This window comes from Oceanobacillus salinisoli, assembly GCF_009733865.1.
Lineage (GTDB): Bacteria > Bacillota > Bacilli > Bacillales > Amphibacillaceae > Oceanobacillus > Oceanobacillus salinisoli.
Genome location: NZ_WOFB01000002.1, coordinates 118,351 through 139,265 on the forward strand (window position 1 = coordinate 118,351; position 20,915 = coordinate 139,265).

Here is a 20,915-nt window from a genome sequence, read left to right on the forward strand (position 1 = left end):
CAAAGCATGCATATCAACCAGTGCATTGTATTACGGACAAGAAAAGAGTGACCAATGGTGATCACTCTTTCTAATTTAAGCTTCTATAGCACTATGAATGTTTGCATCTTTTTCGTATGCTGTCTGTATTTGTCTCGTAATGTTTCCCGGTTTTCCGTTATTCACTTCGGTATGGTCTACCTGAGTAATAGGTGTAATTTCTGACGTGCTGCTGGAAAGGAATAGTTCATCTGCTAAGCCAATATCTTCTACTGAAAAAGCTTCCTCGATAAAAGGGATACTCAAGTCATTGGCAAATTTTTCAATAGCCATTCGAACACATCCATGCAGAATATGATTTGTAGCAGGGTGGGTATAAATTTTGCCGTCTTTTACCATATATACATTGGAACTGCTGCATTCTGTTACTGTTCCGTTTTTGTGTAAAATGGCCTCATAACAGCCATTCTCTTTAGCTGTCTGTTTAGCGAGTACATTAGGTAGGAGGTTTAAACTCTTAATGTAGCAATTTTCCCAGCGCTCGTCACGCTGTGTAATCGTTTTGACACCGTTCTTCAGACTATCAATATTACGCGGCAAATCCTGAACATAAGCATAAATATTAGGTAAGACATCCTTTGGGAAAATATGATCCCTCGGTGCAGAGCCGCGTGTTGCCTGTAAGTACACCTTCCCATCCGTACTCATATTATTTCTGCTCATTAATTCCACTAATAATTCTTTTAGTTCTGTTTTTGTATACGGAAGCTTTAGTTTAATTGCTTCAGCTGAACGGAATAAGCGATCGACATGTTCTTCCAGTAAATAATAGTTACCTTGATAGATACGGATTACTTCATAAATTCCATCTCCAAACTGGAGACCACGCTCTTCAAATGGATAATGTAATTGATCACGATGCAAAAATCTGGACTGTGTTAAGATAATCGGATATATTGACATTTTTATTCTTTCCCTCCCCTAAATAAGTCTAGTTTATATCGATTCATGCTACATGTAAATAAAAAGAATATAAACTTTGGTGTTTATACGAAGGATGTTTTCTTAATGATTGTTGCTTTTTAAAAGAAAATTTTATGTCGTATTTGATATAAACTCCTGACTAACATTAGATGCTTGGTTGGTGTTGTACCTACCGCTGCAGAAATACACTATGCGCACCTTAGGGCGACCCGTGAGCCTCCTCGTGCTGTCTTCTTTAGGGGTCTCCCTTTGGTCATTGTTCCCGCAGGAGTCTCCTTGTATTTCCTCCGCTGGTTTTGCACTATCCAACTTTCTACCTTAGTTTTAATAACGGATTTTGATTGGATTATTGGATTAGAGAATAGTTTATTTCAAGTAGTCTGGTGCAGTATGTATCTTTTAACATAGATAAGGTGAAAAGAAGCTTATTATCAAACGTACCTTTTATAAGTTATAGCTATACATGAATCAGAAAACCAGTACTAGCGTAGCAGAATACGTAAACTTCCTCAAAAATAAAAACCGATTTTCCTCGTGCGATGTAGAGCTGCAGTTCGATGTTCCTTGTCCTGTGGGAATAGCACGTTCCAGACCTGAGCAGCGGCTAACTTTCCGCGAGGAGGCTTTAGGTCGTGCCCACGAACCGTAAGTATTCTGCCGGAGAGAATGTGCACGCTATAATCATTAGAACAAGCGAGATCATCACAAATAGGAATTTTCACTAGTCAGGAGTTTATATCAATTCATAACAAAACAATTTACGAAAGGGGACTTAAAGAAAAATGTAAAAAAATGTTGAATTTCCTCTTGATTTGTATAAATAGACTTGTTATAATAAATTTTGTTAATAAAAATTAACAATATCCAATATATTATATATTTTTCAACATGCGGGTGTAGTTAAATGGTATAACCTCAGCCTTCCAAGCTGATGTCGTGGGTTCGATTCCCATCACCCGCTCCATACATAAGTGGTTAACGCAGTGTTTCGTAGAATTAGGCTACGAAGCGTTGCGTTTTTAATTTTATCACGTGATTCGTTCATTAAACCACAGTTGGGGGATGAAAAAAACACGGATTGAAGATTCACTTATGCTTACCTACTATTTCTACATTTTTCTTCTACACTTGAATCAATCATTTCTTCCATAGTATTCTATAATAAAATGACGTAATAAGAGGGATTGTTATGAATAAATTATTTCAACAGCTCAAACAACTGGATAATAAAGGGTATAAAGCTTATAAAAGTTTACAGGGAAAGTACGATTATCGAGACTTTTTTCTGTTTATTGATTATGTGCAAGGGGATCCATTTGCCAGCCCGTCAAAAATTCGAGTCGTAATCCCTAATGCAAAACGAAATATTCATTCGGATTGGCTGGAGAGCTCACCACGTAAAGTAGCCGTGGAAGATGCGTTTGCCCGTACAGTTGGGAAAGCAATTTATCAGGAAAATACTTTTATCAAAGGCTCTGGTAAAAGTAGGCAGATTCAATTTGATACTCCAGGCCAGGAAGTACTTGAACGGACGGCAGTACAAATCAATTTGGAAGAAATCACTGTTTGCATGTCAGTTGGACTTCCTGCAAACGGAAGAAGAATTAATGGAAGGGAAGCAGAGAAGCTGTTTTCTATAGTGATTCCAACCATTATTCAAAACTCGATATTTTCGATTACGGACAATGAAATCACTGAAGCCATGCAGCTTGCGGATCAGCAGGAAGCGATACGGGAGCATATGAGAAAGAATGAATGGATTTCCTTTATTGCCAATGGAGCGATATTGCCGAGAGAAAGCGGGATTAGTAATCAACCATTAAAAGAAGCAGTAGCTTTTCAAAGCCCTCCTGAAGATGAAGTGTCGATTACGATACCATATCAATCTGAACCAATAAAAGGGATGGCCATTAAAAAGGGAATTACTTTGATCATTGGTGGTGGGTACCACGGAAAAAGTACCTTCCTGCAGGCCATTGAGCGTGGTGTATATTCCCATACTAAAGGAGACGGTCGGGAATTTGTGCTGACAGACCCGGATGCAATGAAAATTCGAGCAGAAGATGGACGGAAAATCAGTGGAGTAAATATTTCTCCGTTCATTAATAATTTGCCGCACGGAAAGGATACTTCCTTTTTCTCCACAGAAAATGCGAGTGGAAGTACGTCTCAGGCGGCGAATGTAATGGAGGCTTTGGAAATCGGTGCAAACACATTACTCATTGATGAGGACACGAGTGCTACGAATTTTATGATTCGTGATCACAGAATGCAACAGCTGGTTAAGAAGGACAAGGAACCAATTACACCGTTTATCGATAAGATTAAACAAATGCGGGATAAGCTCGATGTATCGTCGATTTTAGTTATGGGGGGTTCTGGTGACTATTTTGCTGTTGCGGATTCGGTCATTATGATGGATGAATATGTTCCTCATAATGTAACCACAAAAGCAATGGCGATAATGGAAGAACACCCATTGGAACGTGATGCTTTCATGGATGAAGACTTCGGTTCCATTACGAGTCGATATTTTCAGCAGAATTCTCTGCAAACCCAAAAAGGGAAACGAAGTAAGACGCAAGCGAAAGGCTTATATAAAATAGTAATGGGAAAAACCGATATTTCTTTTGAATATACGGAACAGTTAGTGGATGCCTCGCAAACGAGAATGATTGCGGAAATCATTCAATTTTTAGACCGGACAAAAGGGCTGGGCAACGATTCATTGAAGGATTTACTCGATAAAGTCGAACAGCAGTTTACTGAACAAGGTCTTGCGTCTTTTACAGTATTCAATGACCAGCATCCCGGAGATCTTGCTAGACCACGAAAATACGAGATTGCGTCAGTTTTAAACCGTATGCGAACAGCCAAAGTAACCCAAAAACAAAGCCCTTTTTCGTAAAATTCGCAGCTTTTTAATCTTCGCAGTTGAAATAAAGTGCGAACTAACTTCGGATGATGTTGGAGCTTAATCTACCGCTGCGGAAATACACTACGCTTTCCGTGGGCGGCTGGTGAGCCTCCTCGTGCTGCCGCACTGCGGGGTCTCACCGATGCCTCTTTTCCCACAGGAGTCTCCGTGTATTTCCTCCGCTGTTTTTGTGCTATTCAACTTTCTATCTGAATGTTGCTGATTGATATTTAATTGGATTAGAAAATAGTTATTTCTCTAGAATATAAAGTTATCCTTTTTACTTGGAATAAAGAAGTTCTCTATTCAGATGAAAAGTAGATTATGAAACGTCTTTTTTATAGGTTATAGTTATACATGAATCAGAAAGCCAGTACTAGCGTAGGCAGAATACGTAGACTCCTGTGGGAACAGCACGTGTCCGAAGACCCCGCAGGAAGTGGTTTTCTTCCGAGGAGGCTGAGGCCGTGCCCACGGAAAGCGAAGTATTCTGCCGGAGTGAATGCAACCCACTATCACCATTAGAACAAGCGAGAGCAACACGATATGAAGTTTTTATTAGTTCGCAGTTTATGTATTTTGCGTTAAAAATAACAGTTTTTTAGAAACTGCTGAAATAAAGGGAGGGATAATCATGCGCACCGAAGAATTACAACAGGAAATCAGAGATTATGCAAAGGAAATTGGCATCGATAAAATTGGATTTGCAGCTGCAGATGTTTTCAGTGAACTAAAGGAACGTCTCAGAAGGCAGCAGGAATTAAACTACCAGTCTGGATTTGAAAAGGGATCGATTGAAGAACGTACCGAACCAAAGCGATTGCTGCCGGAAGCACAGTCGATAATATCGATTGCCATTGCATACCCTTCACGAATGAAGAATGCCCCGAGAAGTACGAAAGAAGAGCGACGCGGTCTGTTTGCAAGAGCGTCTTGGGGGATTGATTACCATGATGTATTGCGTGACCGTTTGGAAAAACTTTCTGCATTCATTCAAGAAAAATTCCCGGACGCAGATAATAAAGTTATGGTGGATACTGGTGAGCTATCAGACCGTGCTGTTGCAGAAAGAGCAGGTATTGGCTTTAGCGGAAAAAACACTTCAATTATTACACCTGAGTTTGGCTCTTTTGTTTATTTGGGTGAGATGATTACGAATATCCCATTTATTCCCGATGATCCTGTGGAGGATAGCTGTGGGGACTGCAGGAAATGTCTGGATGCCTGCCCAACAGGTGCAATAGTTGAAGGTGGTCAGCTAAATGCTCAGCGCTGTATTGCTTTTCTTACGCAAACAAAGGACTTCCTGGAAGATGAGTACCGATTGAAGCTTGGAAATCGTCTGTACGGCTGTGATACGTGTCAACAGGTTTGTCCAAAAAATAAAGGAATCGATTATCATATTCATTCAGAGTTTGAACCCGATCCAGAAGTATCCAAACCGAAGTTAACCCCGATGCTTCGTATCTCCAATCGAGAGTTTAAAGAGAAGTTCGGTCCTATTTCCGGATCATGGCGTGGCAAAAAGCCATTGCAGCGAAATGCACTCATTGCTCTTGCCCATTATAAAGATGAAACGGCGATACCAGAGATGATCGAAGTGATGAAAAATGACCCACGCCCAGTTATTCGTGGTACAGCTGCATGGTCTCTTGGTAAAATAGGGACAGTGGAAGCATTTGAAGCGATCAAAGAAGCGATGAAATATGAAAATGATGACGAGGTTTTATTTGAAATGGAAAAGGGATTGGATTTTAAAAAGTCTGCTGTAACAAATTAGTCAAAAAGAGGGTGCTAGTATAGTGAATCTATATGTAGATGAAATGGAGTCACCTCTAGGTCCATTAACGTTAATTAGTAATGGAGAGAAAATGGTTCGAATAGATTATGGATTCATGAAGGATTTGAATGAACAACAGCAAAAGTGGGCGTCCCGGTATTTTCACAAACCAGAATTTATTGACAAACCAGACGAATTCACCAAAGTGAAGGCAGAGTTACGAGATTATTTTGATTCAAAACAGTATTCTTTTTCCATAAAAATGGAATTTTATGGTACAGAATTTCAGAAAAAAGTATGGCAAGCTTTATTTGAACGAATTCCATTTGGCAAAACAAAAACCTATAAAGATATTGCCGAGGCAATAGGTAATCCAAAAGCTGTACGGGCAGTTGGCGGAGCGGTTAATAAAAACCCATTTGCAATTGTCGTTCCATGTCATCGAGTGATCGGGACAAATGGAAAAATGGTTGGCTATAATGGTGGTCTTGATAAGAAGGAATTTTTATTGCAACATGAAAAATTATAATCTGAAACCTTTTCATATGCTATGACGTATAAATAAGAGACACTCTTCAATACGAGGTGAGTAGACGATGAAACAGGCATTTTTCATAGGATGTGGAATTTCCTTCATCTTGATATTGACCGCCTTTATAACCCGTGATTATGGGCTTTATGGAAAAGTTTTGCTAGGATTTGGGATCATATCTGTAGTGATTAGTGCACTATTAGGTGGTGTTTTCTTGAGCGGTCCGGAGATTAGAGCTAATTTCCATACAGAAAGTAAAGAAGATCGAAAGAGGCGCAATAATACGATGCTGGTCACAGGTATATTTGCTCTTCCCAATTTAGTGGCAGCTGCATTTTTATTGTTAATCTAAACCAAGCTATCCCTCCATATACTGTTTATGGAGGGGATTTTTATGGAAAAAATAAAAAAAATGTGGATGGACTTTTTTCAATCTGAACGGAATGATGATAATTGGTGGTCCCGTAAAAAGGCTTTATGGGAAAAAAGAGATGCTGAGATTGTTCAAACAAAGGGAAATGGTGAAGTGTTTCAAAAATTGCGGTATGACCATGAAACAGTCTGCAAATATTTATTACACACTTCCTTTTTAATTAAACAAGGCAACAATTTCCATATGGAAGAACTGGTTGTACCGTATCAATTTAGAATGGTGGATGGAGAAATGGTGGAACATAAACAAATTGCACGGGATTTTTCTTCAGATGAAATACAGCCACTGGATATAGAGGAGATGAATGAAGCAGATACTGAACGGTTTTCTTATGACAGACATGCTGCCGTACAGTATGCAGAACGTTGGTGGAACAGCTATAATCCGGAATACCGTGTCTTTGATGTAGACTGCACCAATTATGTCTCTCAATGCTTACGGGCAGGTGGTGCTCCAATGCGCGGGGCACCCGTTCGCGATCGGGGCTGGTGGTATTCTGGGGATAATTGGAGTTTCAGTTGGGCAGTAGCGCATTCATTAAGATGGTATTTAAGTGGATCAACAAAAGGTCTAAAAGGAAGAGAAGTGGAAAGTCCCGAAGAGTTACTGCCAGGGGATATTATTTGCTATGATTTCCAGGGAGATGGCCGATGGGATCACAATACTATCGTCGTTAGCAAAGATGCATACGGTATGCCTTTAGTCAATGCCCATACCGATAACAGCAGGCATCGTTATTGGTCATATGAAGATTCAACTGCTTACACACCAAATATTGAATATAAATTTTTCCGAATCGGAGAATAGAAATGGTATAATGATTTTTGAATTGAAATTGCAATCTTTTCAAATGATGTTAGGAGAATGAAAAAGTGAGTTTACATGTCGTATTATTTCAACCAGAAATTCCAGCTAATACAGGTAATATTGGAAGAACATGCTTAGCGACCGATACTACCCTTCACTTAATTCGCCCCCTTGGTTTTTCTACAGAAGATAAGATGCTTCGCCGAGCGGGGCTTGATTATTGGAAAAATGTGGATGTCTACGAGTATGATTCCATTGATGAATTATATGAAAAATATGTGGAAGGTGAATTTTATTATATTGAAAATTTTGGAACAAAACATTATACGGATTTTGATTTTAGTGATACAAAAAAGGAGATATTTTTTGTGTTTGGCCGTGAAACCGATGGGATTCCCAAAGAATTGCTAGTTGGCAAAGAGGACCGTTGCTTACGGATTCATATGAATGATAAAGTACGTTCTTTAAATTTATCCAACACGGCTGCGATTATTATATATGAAGCAATGAGACAGCAGGGCTTTCCTAATTTAACATAAGAAAACCGTCATGTAGGAGTACATGACGGTTTTCTTATGTACGGACGCAGTTTGTAACCTTCTAATCAACCATCAGCTTTACTGATTATCTTTCGGTACTCCTGGTTTTGCTTCATATCCGGCACTAAAGATAGCAACGATAAATGTTACAGTTACCCCTAAAATTAATGCTAAATTCATATCTAGATCCTCCTTTTGTATGGAACGATTTAACTTGTCATTATTATATAGTATAAATCAAAACGGTTTCAATGTTAACTAAAAGTCTTAATTCTAATGTATAATCAGAATATTTATTTTTTTGTCGCGAACCTGAGAATAATTACGATAATTCATTTTCTTTACAAATATCAGGTACAAATATTGTGCGAGTCGATAAAATGAGGTATATTAGTTGATGAGGGCAGTATCTAAAACATTAACCGTTTACATAAACGGGCAAAGTATTTATGGGGGTATTCATCGTGTCAGTAGGATTGGAAGAATCTGCTAAAAGTTTTTGGGAGCAGTTTTATGGCCCTAATGCGGGGTATGTGGAACAGCAGTATGAGTTATACAAACAAGATCCAGAAGCTGTTGAACCGTCCATTAGAGAGATTTTTGAACAATACGGTTCTCCCGAGTGGCTGAATCAGCAAAAAGAGAAAGATACAAATTTAACGACATCTAAAGTGCCTTCAAATTTTGATGTGAAAAAACTTACCTCAGCATTCCAACTTGTTGAGGCTATTCGTCGTTATGGTCATCTTGAAGCTGATATATATCCAGTAGGGAAGCATAAAGACCCGAAAGCAATTGAAATTGATCCGGAAACATATTGTTTAACAGAGGAAGATTTAAAAAGTATTCCAGCATCATGGCTGTGGGATCAGGCTCCAAGTGATGTTGAAAATGGTTTGGATGTTTTCAAAACATTAAAGAAATACTACACAGGTACTATTACATTTGAATACGATCATGTGAACAATGACGAAGAAAGAAAATGGTTATTTGATTTAATTGAATCTGGAAATGCTAGATTAGAATTATCCAAAGATGAAAGAATCAAGCTTTTAAAACGATTAGCCCATGTGGAAGGATTTGAATTATTCCTGCAAAAGACTTTTGTTGGACAAAAACGTTTTTCGATTCAAGGACTGGAAGTAATGGTGCCAATGCTTGATGAACTTGTAAAGTTTGGCAACGAGGATAATGTGGAAAATATTATGATGGGAATGGCACATCGTGGCCGTTTAGCAGTTCTGGCACATGTGTTGGGAAAACCATTTGATAAAATCTTTTCCGAGTTCCACCATTCTCCAGATAAAGAATTAATTCCATCAGAAGGATCGAGGGCAATTAATTATGGCTGGACTGGAGATGTGAAATATCATTTCGGTGCACAAAAAGAAGTGAAGGATGGAAGAAATACAACTAGGATAACGCTGGCCCATAACCCATCCCATTTAGAGTTTGTCAATCCAATTGTGGAAGGTTTTGCACGCGCTGCACAGGATGAGCGTGCAAATAAGGGATTTCCAAAGCGTGATATAAATAAAGCATTTAGTGTGTTGATTCATGGGGATGCCGCGTTTATTGGAGAAGGGGTTGTCCCGGAAACATTAAATTTGAGCGGTTTGCCTGGTTATAATACTGGTGGAACGGTTCATATTATAGCAAATAATTTGTTAGGGTACACTACTGATAGGGAAGATAGTCGATCCACAAGGTATGCAAGTGATATGGCAAAAGGTTTTGAAATTCCGATTATTCGAGTGAATGCGGATGATCCAATTTCCTGTGTATCAGCAGTTAAAATTGCTTATGAATATCGTCAAAAGTTTAACAAAGACTTTTTAATAGATTTAGTTGGTTATCGCCGTTATGGACATAATGAAATGGACGAACCTAGAACAACCCAACCTTTACTTTACAAGGAAATCGATAATCATCCATCGGTTACCAATGTATTTGCTGCTTCCCTGGAAAAGAATGGTTACATTAAGGAAGGGGAAATCAAGCAAATAGAAGATACCGTAGAGAAGGAATTCCGGGATATCTATAATGGCATGATTGAAAATGAGTCTATTGATTCAGAACCGCCATTTATGCCGAGTATTTTAAGAAATGGATTAAATAAATTTGAAACGGGTATTGACTTAAAAACCTTAAAGAAATTGAATAAGGACTTGCTAAAACGTCCAGAAGGATTTAAAGGATTTAAAAAGACCGAAAGAATTCTTAAACGCCGTGAAAATGCGCTGGAAGAAGGGAACAAGGCAGACTGGGGAACTGGTGAGGCATTGGCATATGCATCTATCTTGAAAGATGGCATACCAATCCGGATTACCGGTCAGGACACAGAACGCGGTACATTCGCACATCGCCATATGGTGCTTAGTGATATAGAAACAGGTGAAAAATATTGTCCGTTACACGGATTGGAGGATGCTAAAGCATCTTTTGAAATTCGAAACAGTCCGCTTTCTGAAGTTGCTGTATTAGGGTTCGAATATGGATACAGCATTAAGTCTCCAGAAACATTGGTGATTTGGGAAGCTCAATTTGGTGACTTTGCTAATGTTGCGCAAGTGATGTTTGATCAATTTATCTCTTCTGCACGAGCAAAATGGGGAGATAAATCCAATCTGGTCATGCTGCTTCCACATGGTTATGAAGGTCAGGGGCCAGAGCATTCAAGCGCTCGTTTAGAAAGATTTTTACAGATGGCTGCGGAAAATAACTGGATCGTTGCATATCCAACATCTTCTGCCCAATTCTTCCATTTGCTGCGCAGACAGGCGAAATTAGGCGGAGATGATATTGCAAGACCTCTTATCGTTATGACACCGAAGAGCAGTTTAATTCGTCATCCAAGAATGGCATCTGCTGCAGAAGAATTTACCGATGTTAAGTTCCAGACATTAAGAAACCAGCCGAACTTAAAGGGAAATAAACAAGCAAATCGCTTACTTATTGGTACCGGGAAAATAATGATTGATATAGAAGAGGCGATGGATAACTCTGAGGAAAATTATGATTGGCTACGTGTTTTGCGACTTGAACAAATTTACCCATTCCCTAAAGCGGAATTAGAAAATATATTAAGTGAACTTCCGAATCTGGAAGAAATTGTTTGGGTACAGGAAGAACCAAAGAACATGGGAGCATGGGACTTTGTAGACGATTATTTAAGAGAACTGTTAAAAGATGGGCAGAAACTGCGTTATATTGGCCGCCCAGACCGTTCAGCACCAGCAGTAGGACTGCCTAATGTGCATAAATATGAACAAAATCAAATCGTACAGCAAGCAATTAACCCTGAAGGAGGAAATTCCAGTGCAAGAAATTAAAATTCCAGAACTCGCAGAATCGATTACAGAAGGTACAATCGCAGAATGGCTTGTAAAAGTAGGAGATAAAGTAGAAAAAGGCGATCCAGTTGTAGAATTAGAGACAGATAAAGTAAATGTAGAAGTCAATGCAGAATCTTCCGGAGTAATTACGGAAATTCTTCAAGAGGAAGGTAACGACGTTTCTGTTGGTGACGTGATTGCCAAATTGGATGAAAACGGAACAGCAGGCGCAGAAACATCAGAAGCACCAGCACAGGAAGAAGCACCGAAGAAAGAAGAACCAAAAGAAGTCCCGGCTGCTGAAACGAAACCAGAAGCTTCAGAGGCGAAAGATACAAATGGTAATGGTGATGTCATTGCAACACCTGCTGCTAGAAAACGGGCACGTGAATTAAATATTGATTTAAACACCATCAGTCCACGTGATCCATTGGGCCGTGTTCGTCCAGATGATGTAGAGGCTGCAGCAAAAGCGGCAGCTGCACCGAAGCAAGAAAAAGCGGCGAAGAAAGAAGCAGCAGCACCAGCGAAACAAGAGTTTGATAAACCGGTAGAACGTGTGAAAATGACACGCCGCCGTCAAACGATTGCGAAGAATCTTGTTCAGGTTCAACAGGAATCCGCTATGCTTACGACTTTTAATGAAGTCGACATGACGGCGATTATGAATTTACGAAAAGAAAGAAAAGATAAGTTTGTAGAGAAACATGGCGTTAAACTTGGCTTCATGTCCTTCTTTACGAAAGCAGTAGTTGGGGCATTAAAAGAATTCCCACTTCTCAATGCAGAAATTCAAGGAAACGAACTAATCTTGAAGAAATTCTATGACATTGGTATTGCTGTTTCCACAGATGATGGATTAGTAGTACCGGTTGTCCGTGATGCAGACCGTTTAACATTTGCTGGTATCGAAAAAGAAATTGCGGAGCTTGGTAAGAAAGCTCGTGACAATAAATTAGGCTTAAGTGATTTACAAGGTGGAACATTCTCCATTACTAATGGAGGAATCTTTGGTTCCATGATGTCCACACCAATTCTTAATTCACCACAAGTTGGTATTTTAGGTATGCACAGCATCCAAAAACGTGCAATGGTAATGCCGGATGATTCCATCGAAGTACGTCCAATGATGTATTTGGCACTATCCTATGACCACCGAATTGTAGATGGTAAAGAGGCCGTAAGTTTCCTAGTTCGCATTAAGGAAATGCTGGAAGATCCAGAAACATTATTGTTGGAAGGATAAGGTTTGGAAAGCACAACCCCGTATTGGCTGAGAGGTCTGTACGGGGTTTTTGTATGCTTTGAAAAGGTTACAGGAAGGCCTTAAGTGATAAGGGAGCCCCAAAAGTGAGGTGGAGAGTATATAACCCAAAAAGATCCTTTTATCTGTATCCGGAGTTACGGACAAATGTCTACATCTTTCACTAATCCTTCTACAAATGTATTGAAAATCCCCCTATAAACGAATAATATAGTAAATGTTGGTTAAATAATAAGGAAAGAATGGTGTTTGTAATGGATAACTTCTTTAAATTAAAACAGAATAATACAAATATCCGAACAGAAATGACGGCAGGGATTACGACATTCTTAACGATGGCTTATATTGTTGTGGTAAACCCTGCAATTCTGTATGGGGCAGGGGTTCCGTTTGAACAGGTTTTTATGGCAACGGTTATTTCTGCAGTGGTTGGGTGTTTGTTAATGGGTCTATTTGCTAACTATCCGATTGCAATTGCACCTGGTATGGGATTAAATGCATACTTTGCCAGTGTCGTTGCGACGCAAGGATTATCCTACCAAGTTGTTTTTGGTGCAGTATTTTTGGCTGGTATTTTATTTATATTATTATCATTTACTAAGCTGCGGGAAACTTTAATCTTTGCAATTCCAGCTTCTTTAAAATATGGAATTACTTCTGGTATTGGATTATTTATAGCATTTGTTGGCCTGCGAAATGCTGGTATTGTTGTTCCCGATGAAGCAAATATTGTTGGATTAGGAGATATAACAGACCCAATAATCATATTAACGGTTGTTGGTTTGTTTATTACGCTAATATTGTATGTGTCGAAAGTACAAGGTGCTTTATTTTTTGGTATGGCAGCAACGGGGATTATAGCTTTTTTTACGGGGCAATTACAGTTTGAAGGTGTAGTAGCAGCACCTCCAGCACCAGTGTTTTTGGATATGGATATTGCTGGAGTGTTTTCAAATGGTCTGTTTACAGTTGTATTTGCGTTTCTTTTAGTAACATTATTTGATACAACTGGAACGATGATTGGCGTAGCTGAACAAGCAGGGTTTATGAAAGATGGAAAAATGCCGCGTGCAAAAGAAGCATTATTATCCGATGCGACGGCAACAACAGTGGGTTCTATGTTTGGAACTAGTCCATCAACAGCGTATATCGAATCATCATCAGGGGTTGCGGCAGGGGGAAGAACTGGTTTAACATCACTAACTGTGGCTGTATTATTCATTGTTTCGATTTTCTTTACTCCAATCATTCAGGTAATAGCCGGAATTCCAGCGATTACCTCACCAGTACTAATTATTGTTGGATGCTTCATGATGGAAGGTTTAGCGCGAATTAACTGGAAGGCATTTGAAGAAGCATTTCCAGCTTTTGCAGTTATATTAGCTATGCCATTTACGTCCAGTATTGCAACAGGTATTGCAATTGGATTCATAACCTATCCATTACTAAAATTAGTAAGTGGAAAAGGAAAAGATGTGCATTGGATTATTTATGTATTCGGGTTTATTTTCTTAATTCAGATGATTTTCTTCCCAATGCATTAATTTTAGAGTTTAAGAAAAACTTACATTCGCTAAAGGACGACCGAATGTGAGTTTTTCTAACTACTAAAATCGATAAACACTTTATTAAGGACAGTCTTTCTAATTTTTGTTACAATCATAATTTTTGGTAAGGAGTTTAAACTTAATTCCTTAGTTCGCTCTATGTTTTTATGTTAAATATCTCCTTAAAGGGTATAACTAAAATAAATGATGCGAAGAAATTTTATAGGGAGGAACAAATGTGGATATTTTACTAGGCATCTTAGCAATCATTATCGTTTTAGGACTTGCTTATCTGATGTCAAACAACAAAAAACTGATTAACTTTAAAGGTGTCGGTATTATGCTTTTATTCCAAATACTGATCACCTGGTTTATGTTCAAAACTGAAATTGGTGCAGCAATCATTCGTGCGATTTCCGCCATGTTTAATAAACTGATTGAATTTGGTACAGAGGGAATTAATTTTGTAGTCGGAGGCTTTATGGTTGAAGAAGGTGGCGTGTTCTTCTTTAACGTGCTACTGCTTATCATTTTCTTCGCAACCCTATTATCGGTATTAACTTATTTGCGTATACTTCCGACCATTATCAAATATATTGGTGGATTTATTTCAAAAATTACTGGCCTGCCAAGAATTGAATCATTTAATGCCGTCAATAGTATCTTTTTTGGGCAGTCAGAAGCTATTATTGCAATCCGTTCCCAATTTCATTATTTACATGATAACCGTTTATTTATTGTATGTGCTTCTGCGATGAGTTCTGTATCCGCATCTATTGTCGGTGCTTATATCCTGATGCTGCCGGCAGAGTATATTTTGGTGGCACTGCCACTAAATATGTTCAGTGCACTAATTGTCGGTTCTATTATGGCTCCTGTTGATGTTGCCAAAGAAGATGACCAAGTGGATATAAAAGATGTAACCGATGACCGGAGTATTTTTGAGGCAATGGGAAATGGTGCCTTAGAAGGTGGAAAAATTGCCCTGATTGTTGCATCCATGCTAATCGCCTTTATCGCAGCATTGGAATTAGTCAATTGGCTCGTTCAATTAGTCTTTGCCGGGGTAACTTTACAGCAGATTTTAGGCTATATTTTAGCCCCGATTGCCATTCTTATGGGTATTCCAGCGAATGAGGTTATTGAAGCAGGGGCTGTAATGGGGACTAAAATTGTTACCAATGAATTTGTAGCAATGCTTGAGTTCCAGCCGATGCTTGAACATATGTCTGAAAAAACGATTGGAATTGTGACAGTTTTCTTAACTAGTTTTGCGAATTTCTCATCCATTGGGATTATTGCAGGAGCAGTGAAGGGAATTGATGATAAAAAAGCGTCGATTGTGTCTGGTTTTGGAATGAAACTGTTATTTAATGCGATATTAGCTTCCGTCTTATCTGCAACATTTGCAGGTCTTTTCATAAGATAAAGGGAGGACCGAGGTTTATTACCTCGGTTTTGCTATATAAAAACTTATCTACATTTATCTATGCAGATGAGTCATGATTTAATTGGTTGTATTTTCTTTGCAAGGCGAACATTCTCCAAAGCAATGCGGCGGCACCACAGCTTAGGCCAACCGTAATTCCTACCCAGTAACCAAAAGGTCCAAGAGAAGTATAGTTAGCTAATAACCATCCTGACGGTAAACCAATAAGCCAGTAAGATACAAGCGCAATAACCAATGTCATATTTACATCCTTATACCCACGAAGGGCGCCTTGAATAGGTGCACCAAAGGCGTCTGCTAACTGATAAAAGATAGCAAAGATGATAAATTGAGTGGTTAGTTCAATTACATCCGGATTGGTGTTGTATAAGGTGGCAACGGGTTCTCTTAGAAGATATAACAGAGCACCGTTTAGAATGGCGATAAAAATCGAACCACTGATTCCAATGTAGGCATACGTCCGCGCCTCTTTATAACGTTTGGCACCGACTTCAAAACCAATTGGAATCGTTAAAGCCATGCCAACACTAAGCGGAATCATATATAAAAGCGAAGCGAAATTCATGGCTGCCTGGTGCGCAGCAATGGTAAAGGTACTATATACACTCATTAAAATGGTTACTGCTGAGAATACACTCGTTTCAAAAAACATGGCAAAACCAATTGGCATCCCAATTTTTAACTGTTCCCACCAGTTACTGATATGTGGGAAGGTCCAATTTGATAAAATGTTATATTCGCTAAACGGATAAACCTTATGGGTAACCAATATAGTAATAAAGCAAACAAACCAGTAAGTCCCTGCTGTCGCAATCCCTGCACCAATTCCACCAAATGCAGGAACCCCAAATTTACCAAAAATGAAAATGTAATTCAATAAGATATTAATCGGAAGAGATACTAAAATTATCCCCATCGAAATCCGTGTTTGTCCAAGGGAATCCATAAAATTACGGAGCGTGTTATATACAAACAACGGTATAATTCCAATTCCAAGTGTAATAAGATAGTATTTAGCAATGCGAAACACCTCTGGTTCCAGATCCATTAGGTTTAACACAGGGTTAATGGCAAATCCGCCAATGATAATAACTACCAGTCCCAGGGCAATAGATAAATAAATACTTTGCTGGATTTTTTTGGGAACGAGATGATTTGCACGTGCGCCTGTAATTTGCGCTATAATAGGTGTTATCGCTAGGAGAATTCCATTTATTGCTGTTAAAATGGGGACCCAAAGACTGGAGCCAATGGCAACACCAGCTAAATCTGCAGCTCCTGCACGACCTGACATGACGGTATCAAAGAAATTCATTAAATAGATACCAACTTGAGTAATTAGGATTGGAAACAATATGAGTGCAAATAGCTTTAATTTTTCTCTTAATGATGATGTCTCATACATAATAAAGTCTTCCTTTTTTTATATACTTTTAATAGGATAAAAGAAGGGATGGATAGAGAAGCATAAAAGTAATTATAACGTAAAATATTGATTTGGGAAAGAAAGGACGTACATAACATGAATACGAAACGAATTCTATTTACTGGTGGTGGAACAGCAGGGCATGTCATTGTTAACTTAGCCTTAATTCCAGTTTACCAGGAAAAGGGCTGGGAGATTGATTACATTGGATCCTATAATGGAATTGAACGCGATTTAATTAGTCAGTTAGAAGGGGTAACCTACCATCCAATATCGACTGGGAAATTGCGCAGATATCTCTCAAAAGAAAATTTAAAAGATCCTTTTAAAGTATTAAAAGGCACCATGCAAGCGTATCGCATCATCGGAAAACGCAAACCATCTGTTGTATTTTCAAAAGGTGGGTTTGTTTCTGTGCCAGTTGTAGCAGCTGCGAAACTTCGCGGTGTTCCATCTGTTATTCATGAGTCAGATTTTACACCAGGACTTGCTAATAAATTGTCGATTCCTTTTTCGAAAAAAGTAATTGCCACATTTCCGGAAACACTTCAATATCTTCCTGAACAGAAATCAGAGTATGTTGGTGCGGTCATTCGGGAAGAGCTTTTTAAAGGGAATAGGGAAAAAGGGTTAAAATTTGCCGGATTAACGAAAGAAAAGCCAGTTCTGCTTATTATGGGTGGAAGCGGTGGTTCACAAAAAATAAATGAAACCGTCAGAAACAGTTTGCCTGAAATTTTATCTACTTTTCAAGTTATTCATATTTGTGGGAAAGGAAAAGTGGATGAAAGCATTTCGGAAAAAGGATATGTTCAATTTGAATATGTGAATGAAGAATTAAAGGATGTATTTGCTGCCACGGATTATGTCATGTCACGTGCAGGATCCAATGCGATATTTGAATTTTTGGCATTGCGTATCCCGATGCTCCTCATTCCGTTATCCAGAGAAGCGAGTAGAGGAGACCAAATTATTAATGCCGAATCATTTGCCAGCAAAAATTATGCCCGGGTGCTGGAGGAAGAAGAATTAGCGAATAAAAAGCTAGTGAAAGAACTTACTCGTTTGAAGGATGTTGCCCCTGTTATGCTGGATAAAATGAAAGAATTTAAAAGTGAAAAAGCACGTGACCGGGTGATTGAAATTATAAGAGAAGTTAGTAAATAAAATCATAGGCTGTTTTTAAAATATTATTGCTTTTTACGGGAAAATGTTGTTCCATATTTGATATAAACTTATAAACTGCGAACTAACTTTAGATGATATTGGAGCTTAATTTACTGCTACGGAAATACACTACGCACACCTTAGGGCGACCCGTGAGCCTTCTCAAGCTGACGCATCTTTGGGGGTCTCACTCTGGTGTCTGTTCCCGCAGGAGTCTCCGTGTATTTCCTCCGCTGGTTTTGAACTTTCAATTTTCTACCTGTGTGTTACTAGCGGTGTTTGATTAGATTAAAGAACATTTTTTCTGATGATAATAGCGTGCTTGTATTCGCTCCGGCAGAATACTTACGGTTCGTGGGCACGACAGAATACGTAGACTTCTGTGGGAATAGCCGTATCGTGAATTATAAACATCATAACATGATATTTGAAATTTACAATTGTCAGCTAAAAGAGGAGCTATCTAAATTTAGATAGACTCCTTTTTGTTCGACATTACTGAACGGTTCCGGTATGCATGAGCTTCACATTAACATTAAATTCTACATTTATATTTGGATACTTCTCTCGCCATTCTTCAGGTGTTATTCTTCCATCTTCTTTGTTTGCCCGATATATTTTCCCAAAACCAAAGGGATCGGCATTAACTTCCTGTGTCTTTTTCAGTAGCTCTTCAAATTGCTGCTGAATCTTTTTTTCCATTTCTTTTTCTAAGAGGTCTGAGGCTTTTTTGTCTTTAATGCTAATAGGCTGAGATATTTCTGCTATTTCAAGATCTAAATATATATCAGTCTGAAACTTAAGTTCTTCTAAATTTTTAACTTTGGTCTTGCTGTTTCCGTGTTCGCCAGTTAATTGAATAGAGAAAGTTTCCCTTTCATCTCTCTCCCTTTCAGTAGTTCCTATTTTTTCTATATACTCCTGAAAGGGTTCTAATGGTAAAGTAAGTTCTATCGGTGTATTTCTTATTTGATTAAGAAAAAGATTCAGTAAAAAGCCTTCATGTGTAGATATCTCCAGTACGTATCGATCATCCTGCAATACAGCCATGCCTACGATGGAAGGTTTATCTTCTTTTATATCAATAAGTGTCAGAGCAGCATCTTGACCTATCGTAGCCCCTCTTCTCGTAAAATCCTGTAAAGTAGAGGATGGAAGGGCACCTTCATCAACTTCTATCTCTATAAGGTCAGCTAAATATTCTCCGATGGCTATTCCTTGTTCTAATTCAAATTCCAGAATTTCCTTAGCTGTCGTATTGCTGATTACCAACTTCATCGTATCGGATACACGGGCATCACGGATTAACCCCCCTATATAAGGGAATATTCCTTGTTTTGCAGCTTCATTTCCATATAATTCCACATCAATTTGTCCCTCTTTCAATTCATAGTTTAGTCGATTTCCTGCATCTTCCCGCGCTCCTTTGACCGTGTTTCCGGTTCCCGAAACGGTGGCAAAGATGTTTTGCGTTTGTGGATCAAATCGGGCAACATTTAATACTGTTTCTACTCGGTTATCTTCTATACGGTCTACTCCTCTTGCAGTAATAATGGCTAATTCTTCAATATTATTTGTCGGAATACATGAAGTAAGCACTAGAATACAGACTATTATAATTGCTAGACTTTTATTTTTCATGGCTTTCACCTGCCTTTTTGTTGCGCCGATATTTTTTTAATAAAACTAAGGGCAATAACACAAATGGATAAACATAAACGAGCCAAAAACCATAGCGGGCAGAAAAATCAATTAAATTCTGAATAACAAAATGTTTATCGAAAAATATGGATGCAACTAAAAAGATAACAGCCGAAACATACAAGGTTGTTTTTTGCCGTATTTGATACATTCGCTTCATTCCAAATGTAATCCCCCACATGAGAAAAATAAGATTTGGCAGGATAATCATCATCCATTGGGCAACGACAATATAGTCAAATCTTTCGATAAAGGTTAAATTCTGAATTTTAAAGAGACCGAGTAACACCCATTCCCTCCTGGCTATTTGCTGATAGCTAAAATAGCCAATGACAATGATTGTAGTTAATAAAACCAAAAAAGTGGTCCAGCTGATAGCTAAGAAGGCAGGAAATCTTGCCTTCTTTTTATTTTGTATAAAGGGATAAACAAGCAGGAGAATTTCAAAGCCCATGAACGTGTACGAAGTTGTTTTTGCTCCACTTAATAACTCAGGAAAGGAGGAAACAAACATGGGCTGTAAATGCGTAATATCCATTTGTGTAAAAGGATGAACGAGCAGAAAGACAATCCAATGTGAAAAAATGAAAAATAGCGTACAAACTCCGACCATTACACGAAATCCGCCTAATACACTGTATACGACAAGGCTGAGCAGTAGAAAACCGATTGCTATATTGCTTATTGCGGGAAACATATATACTCTAATTATTTCTATATAAGTAATTAATATGGAAAAAAAACTAATTGCGAAATGCAGAATATAAATCGTGCCAAGCAATTTACCAAGAAATGTTCCAAAAATATCTACTTGGATACCATATATATCTGCATTTTCGTATTGATTAAGAATGATAAACATAACAGCGATTACAACAATAATGTATATAAACGCAATTAAGATAGAAATCCAGGCATCCTGAAGTGCTTCTAAATAAATCAGTTTTGGAGCACCAATGATACCGACTCCTAATTGAAGAGAGGTGACAATAAAGAATAGATAAAATGCACGGATTTGCAAGTTTTTCCTTGTTTTAACATTTATTTCCATATA

15 protein-coding genes and 1 tRNA gene are annotated in these 20,915 nt (G+C 38.4%); 12 read left to right on the top strand and 4 right to left on the bottom strand.

What is annotated here, in order from left to right:
- Positions 1-75: 75 nt before the first annotated feature.
- Entirely contained in the window at positions 76-942 is an 867-nt protein-coding gene (gene dat, locus GMJ66_RS02415) for a D-amino-acid transaminase (protein ID WP_156288752.1), read from the bottom strand.
- Between the two features lie 911 nt (positions 943-1,853).
- Between dat and GMJ66_RS02420 the strand changes: the two genes are divergently transcribed.
- From GMJ66_RS02420 to GMJ66_RS02470, 11 genes are all read left to right on the top strand, one after another.
- Positions 1,854-1,927, top strand: a tRNA-Gly gene (locus GMJ66_RS02420).
- 225 nt (positions 1,928-2,152) lie between these two features.
- The gene (locus GMJ66_RS02425) at positions 2,153-3,871 is read left to right on the top strand and encodes an ABC-ATPase domain-containing protein (protein ID WP_156288753.1); all 1,719 of its coding nucleotides are present in this window, start codon (positions 2,153-2,155) and stop codon (positions 3,869-3,871) included.
- Positions 3,872-4,514: 643 nt separating this feature from the next.
- The gene (queG, locus tag GMJ66_RS02430) at positions 4,515-5,660 is read left to right on the top strand and encodes a tRNA epoxyqueuosine(34) reductase QueG (protein WP_156288754.1); all 1,146 of its coding nucleotides are present in this window, start codon (positions 4,515-4,517) and stop codon (positions 5,658-5,660) included.
- 22 nt (positions 5,661-5,682) lie between these two features.
- Entirely contained in the window at positions 5,683-6,189 is a 507-nt protein-coding gene (locus GMJ66_RS02435) for a methylated-DNA--[protein]-cysteine S-methyltransferase (RefSeq protein ID WP_231514791.1), read from the top strand.
- 67 nt (positions 6,190-6,256) lie between these two features.
- On the top strand, positions 6,257-6,544 hold the full coding sequence (locus GMJ66_RS02440) for a DUF5316 domain-containing protein (RefSeq protein ID WP_156288755.1): 288 nt from the start codon (positions 6,257-6,259) through the stop codon (positions 6,542-6,544).
- Between the two features lie 42 nt (positions 6,545-6,586).
- Positions 6,587-7,432, top strand: a complete 846-nt coding sequence (locus GMJ66_RS02445) for an amidase domain-containing protein (protein WP_156288756.1) — start codon at positions 6,587-6,589, stop codon at positions 7,430-7,432.
- 65 nt (positions 7,433-7,497) lie between these two features.
- The gene (gene trmL / locus GMJ66_RS02450; RefSeq protein WP_156288757.1) at positions 7,498-7,971 is read left to right on the top strand and encodes a tRNA (uridine(34)/cytosine(34)/5-carboxymethylaminomethyluridine(34)-2'-O)-methyltransferase TrmL; all 474 of its coding nucleotides are present in this window, start codon (positions 7,498-7,500) and stop codon (positions 7,969-7,971) included.
- A gap of 464 nt (positions 7,972-8,435) precedes the next feature.
- Positions 8,436-11,303, top strand: a complete 2,868-nt coding sequence (locus GMJ66_RS02455) for a 2-oxoglutarate dehydrogenase E1 component (protein WP_407939184.1) — start codon at positions 8,436-8,438, stop codon at positions 11,301-11,303.
- Positions 11,290-12,552: a 2-oxoglutarate dehydrogenase complex dihydrolipoyllysine-residue succinyltransferase gene (gene odhB, locus GMJ66_RS02460; protein ID WP_231514792.1), complete on the top strand. Its 1,263-nt coding sequence runs from the start codon at positions 11,290-11,292 to the stop codon at positions 12,550-12,552. The genes GMJ66_RS02455 and odhB overlap by 14 nt, the downstream gene beginning before the upstream one ends.
- Before the next feature lie 272 nt (positions 12,553-12,824).
- Positions 12,825-14,114: an NCS2 family permease gene (locus GMJ66_RS02465; protein WP_156288760.1), complete on the top strand. Its 1,290-nt coding sequence runs from the start codon at positions 12,825-12,827 to the stop codon at positions 14,112-14,114.
- A 241-nt stretch (positions 14,115-14,355) separates the two neighbouring features.
- A complete protein-coding gene (locus tag GMJ66_RS02470) occupies positions 14,356-15,546 on the top strand; it encodes a NupC/NupG family nucleoside CNT transporter (RefSeq protein WP_156288761.1) in 1,191 nt (396 codons plus the stop codon).
- 58 nt (positions 15,547-15,604) lie between these two features.
- Here the strand turns inward: GMJ66_RS02470 and GMJ66_RS02475 are convergent, their stop codons facing one another.
- On the bottom strand, positions 15,605-16,972 hold the full coding sequence (locus GMJ66_RS02475) for an MATE family efflux transporter (RefSeq protein ID WP_156288762.1): 1,368 nt from the start codon (positions 16,970-16,972) through the stop codon (positions 15,605-15,607).
- A gap of 117 nt (positions 16,973-17,089) precedes the next feature.
- Between GMJ66_RS02475 and GMJ66_RS02480 the strand changes: the two genes are divergently transcribed.
- Positions 17,090-18,160 carry an undecaprenyldiphospho-muramoylpentapeptide beta-N-acetylglucosaminyltransferase gene (locus GMJ66_RS02480; RefSeq protein WP_156288763.1) on the top strand — a complete coding sequence of 357 codons (1,071 nt, stop codon included), beginning with the start codon at positions 17,090-17,092 and terminating at the stop codon, positions 18,158-18,160.
- A gap of 495 nt (positions 18,161-18,655) precedes the next feature.
- On the opposite strand, the gene GMJ66_RS02485 is transcribed toward GMJ66_RS02480, so the two are convergent.
- Together GMJ66_RS02485 and GMJ66_RS02490 are read right to left on the bottom strand one after the other, a co-directional pair.
- On the bottom strand, positions 18,656-19,801 hold the full coding sequence (locus tag GMJ66_RS02485) for a Ger(x)C family spore germination protein (protein WP_156288764.1): 1,146 nt from the start codon (positions 19,799-19,801) through the stop codon (positions 18,656-18,658).
- Positions 19,791-20,912 (bottom strand): GerAB/ArcD/ProY family transporter, encoded by a 1,122-nt coding sequence (locus GMJ66_RS02490; RefSeq protein ID WP_156288765.1) that lies wholly within the window; start codon positions 20,910-20,912, stop codon positions 19,791-19,793. The genes GMJ66_RS02485 and GMJ66_RS02490 overlap by 11 nt, the downstream gene beginning before the upstream one ends.
- Between the last annotated feature and the right edge of the window lie 3 nt (positions 20,913-20,915).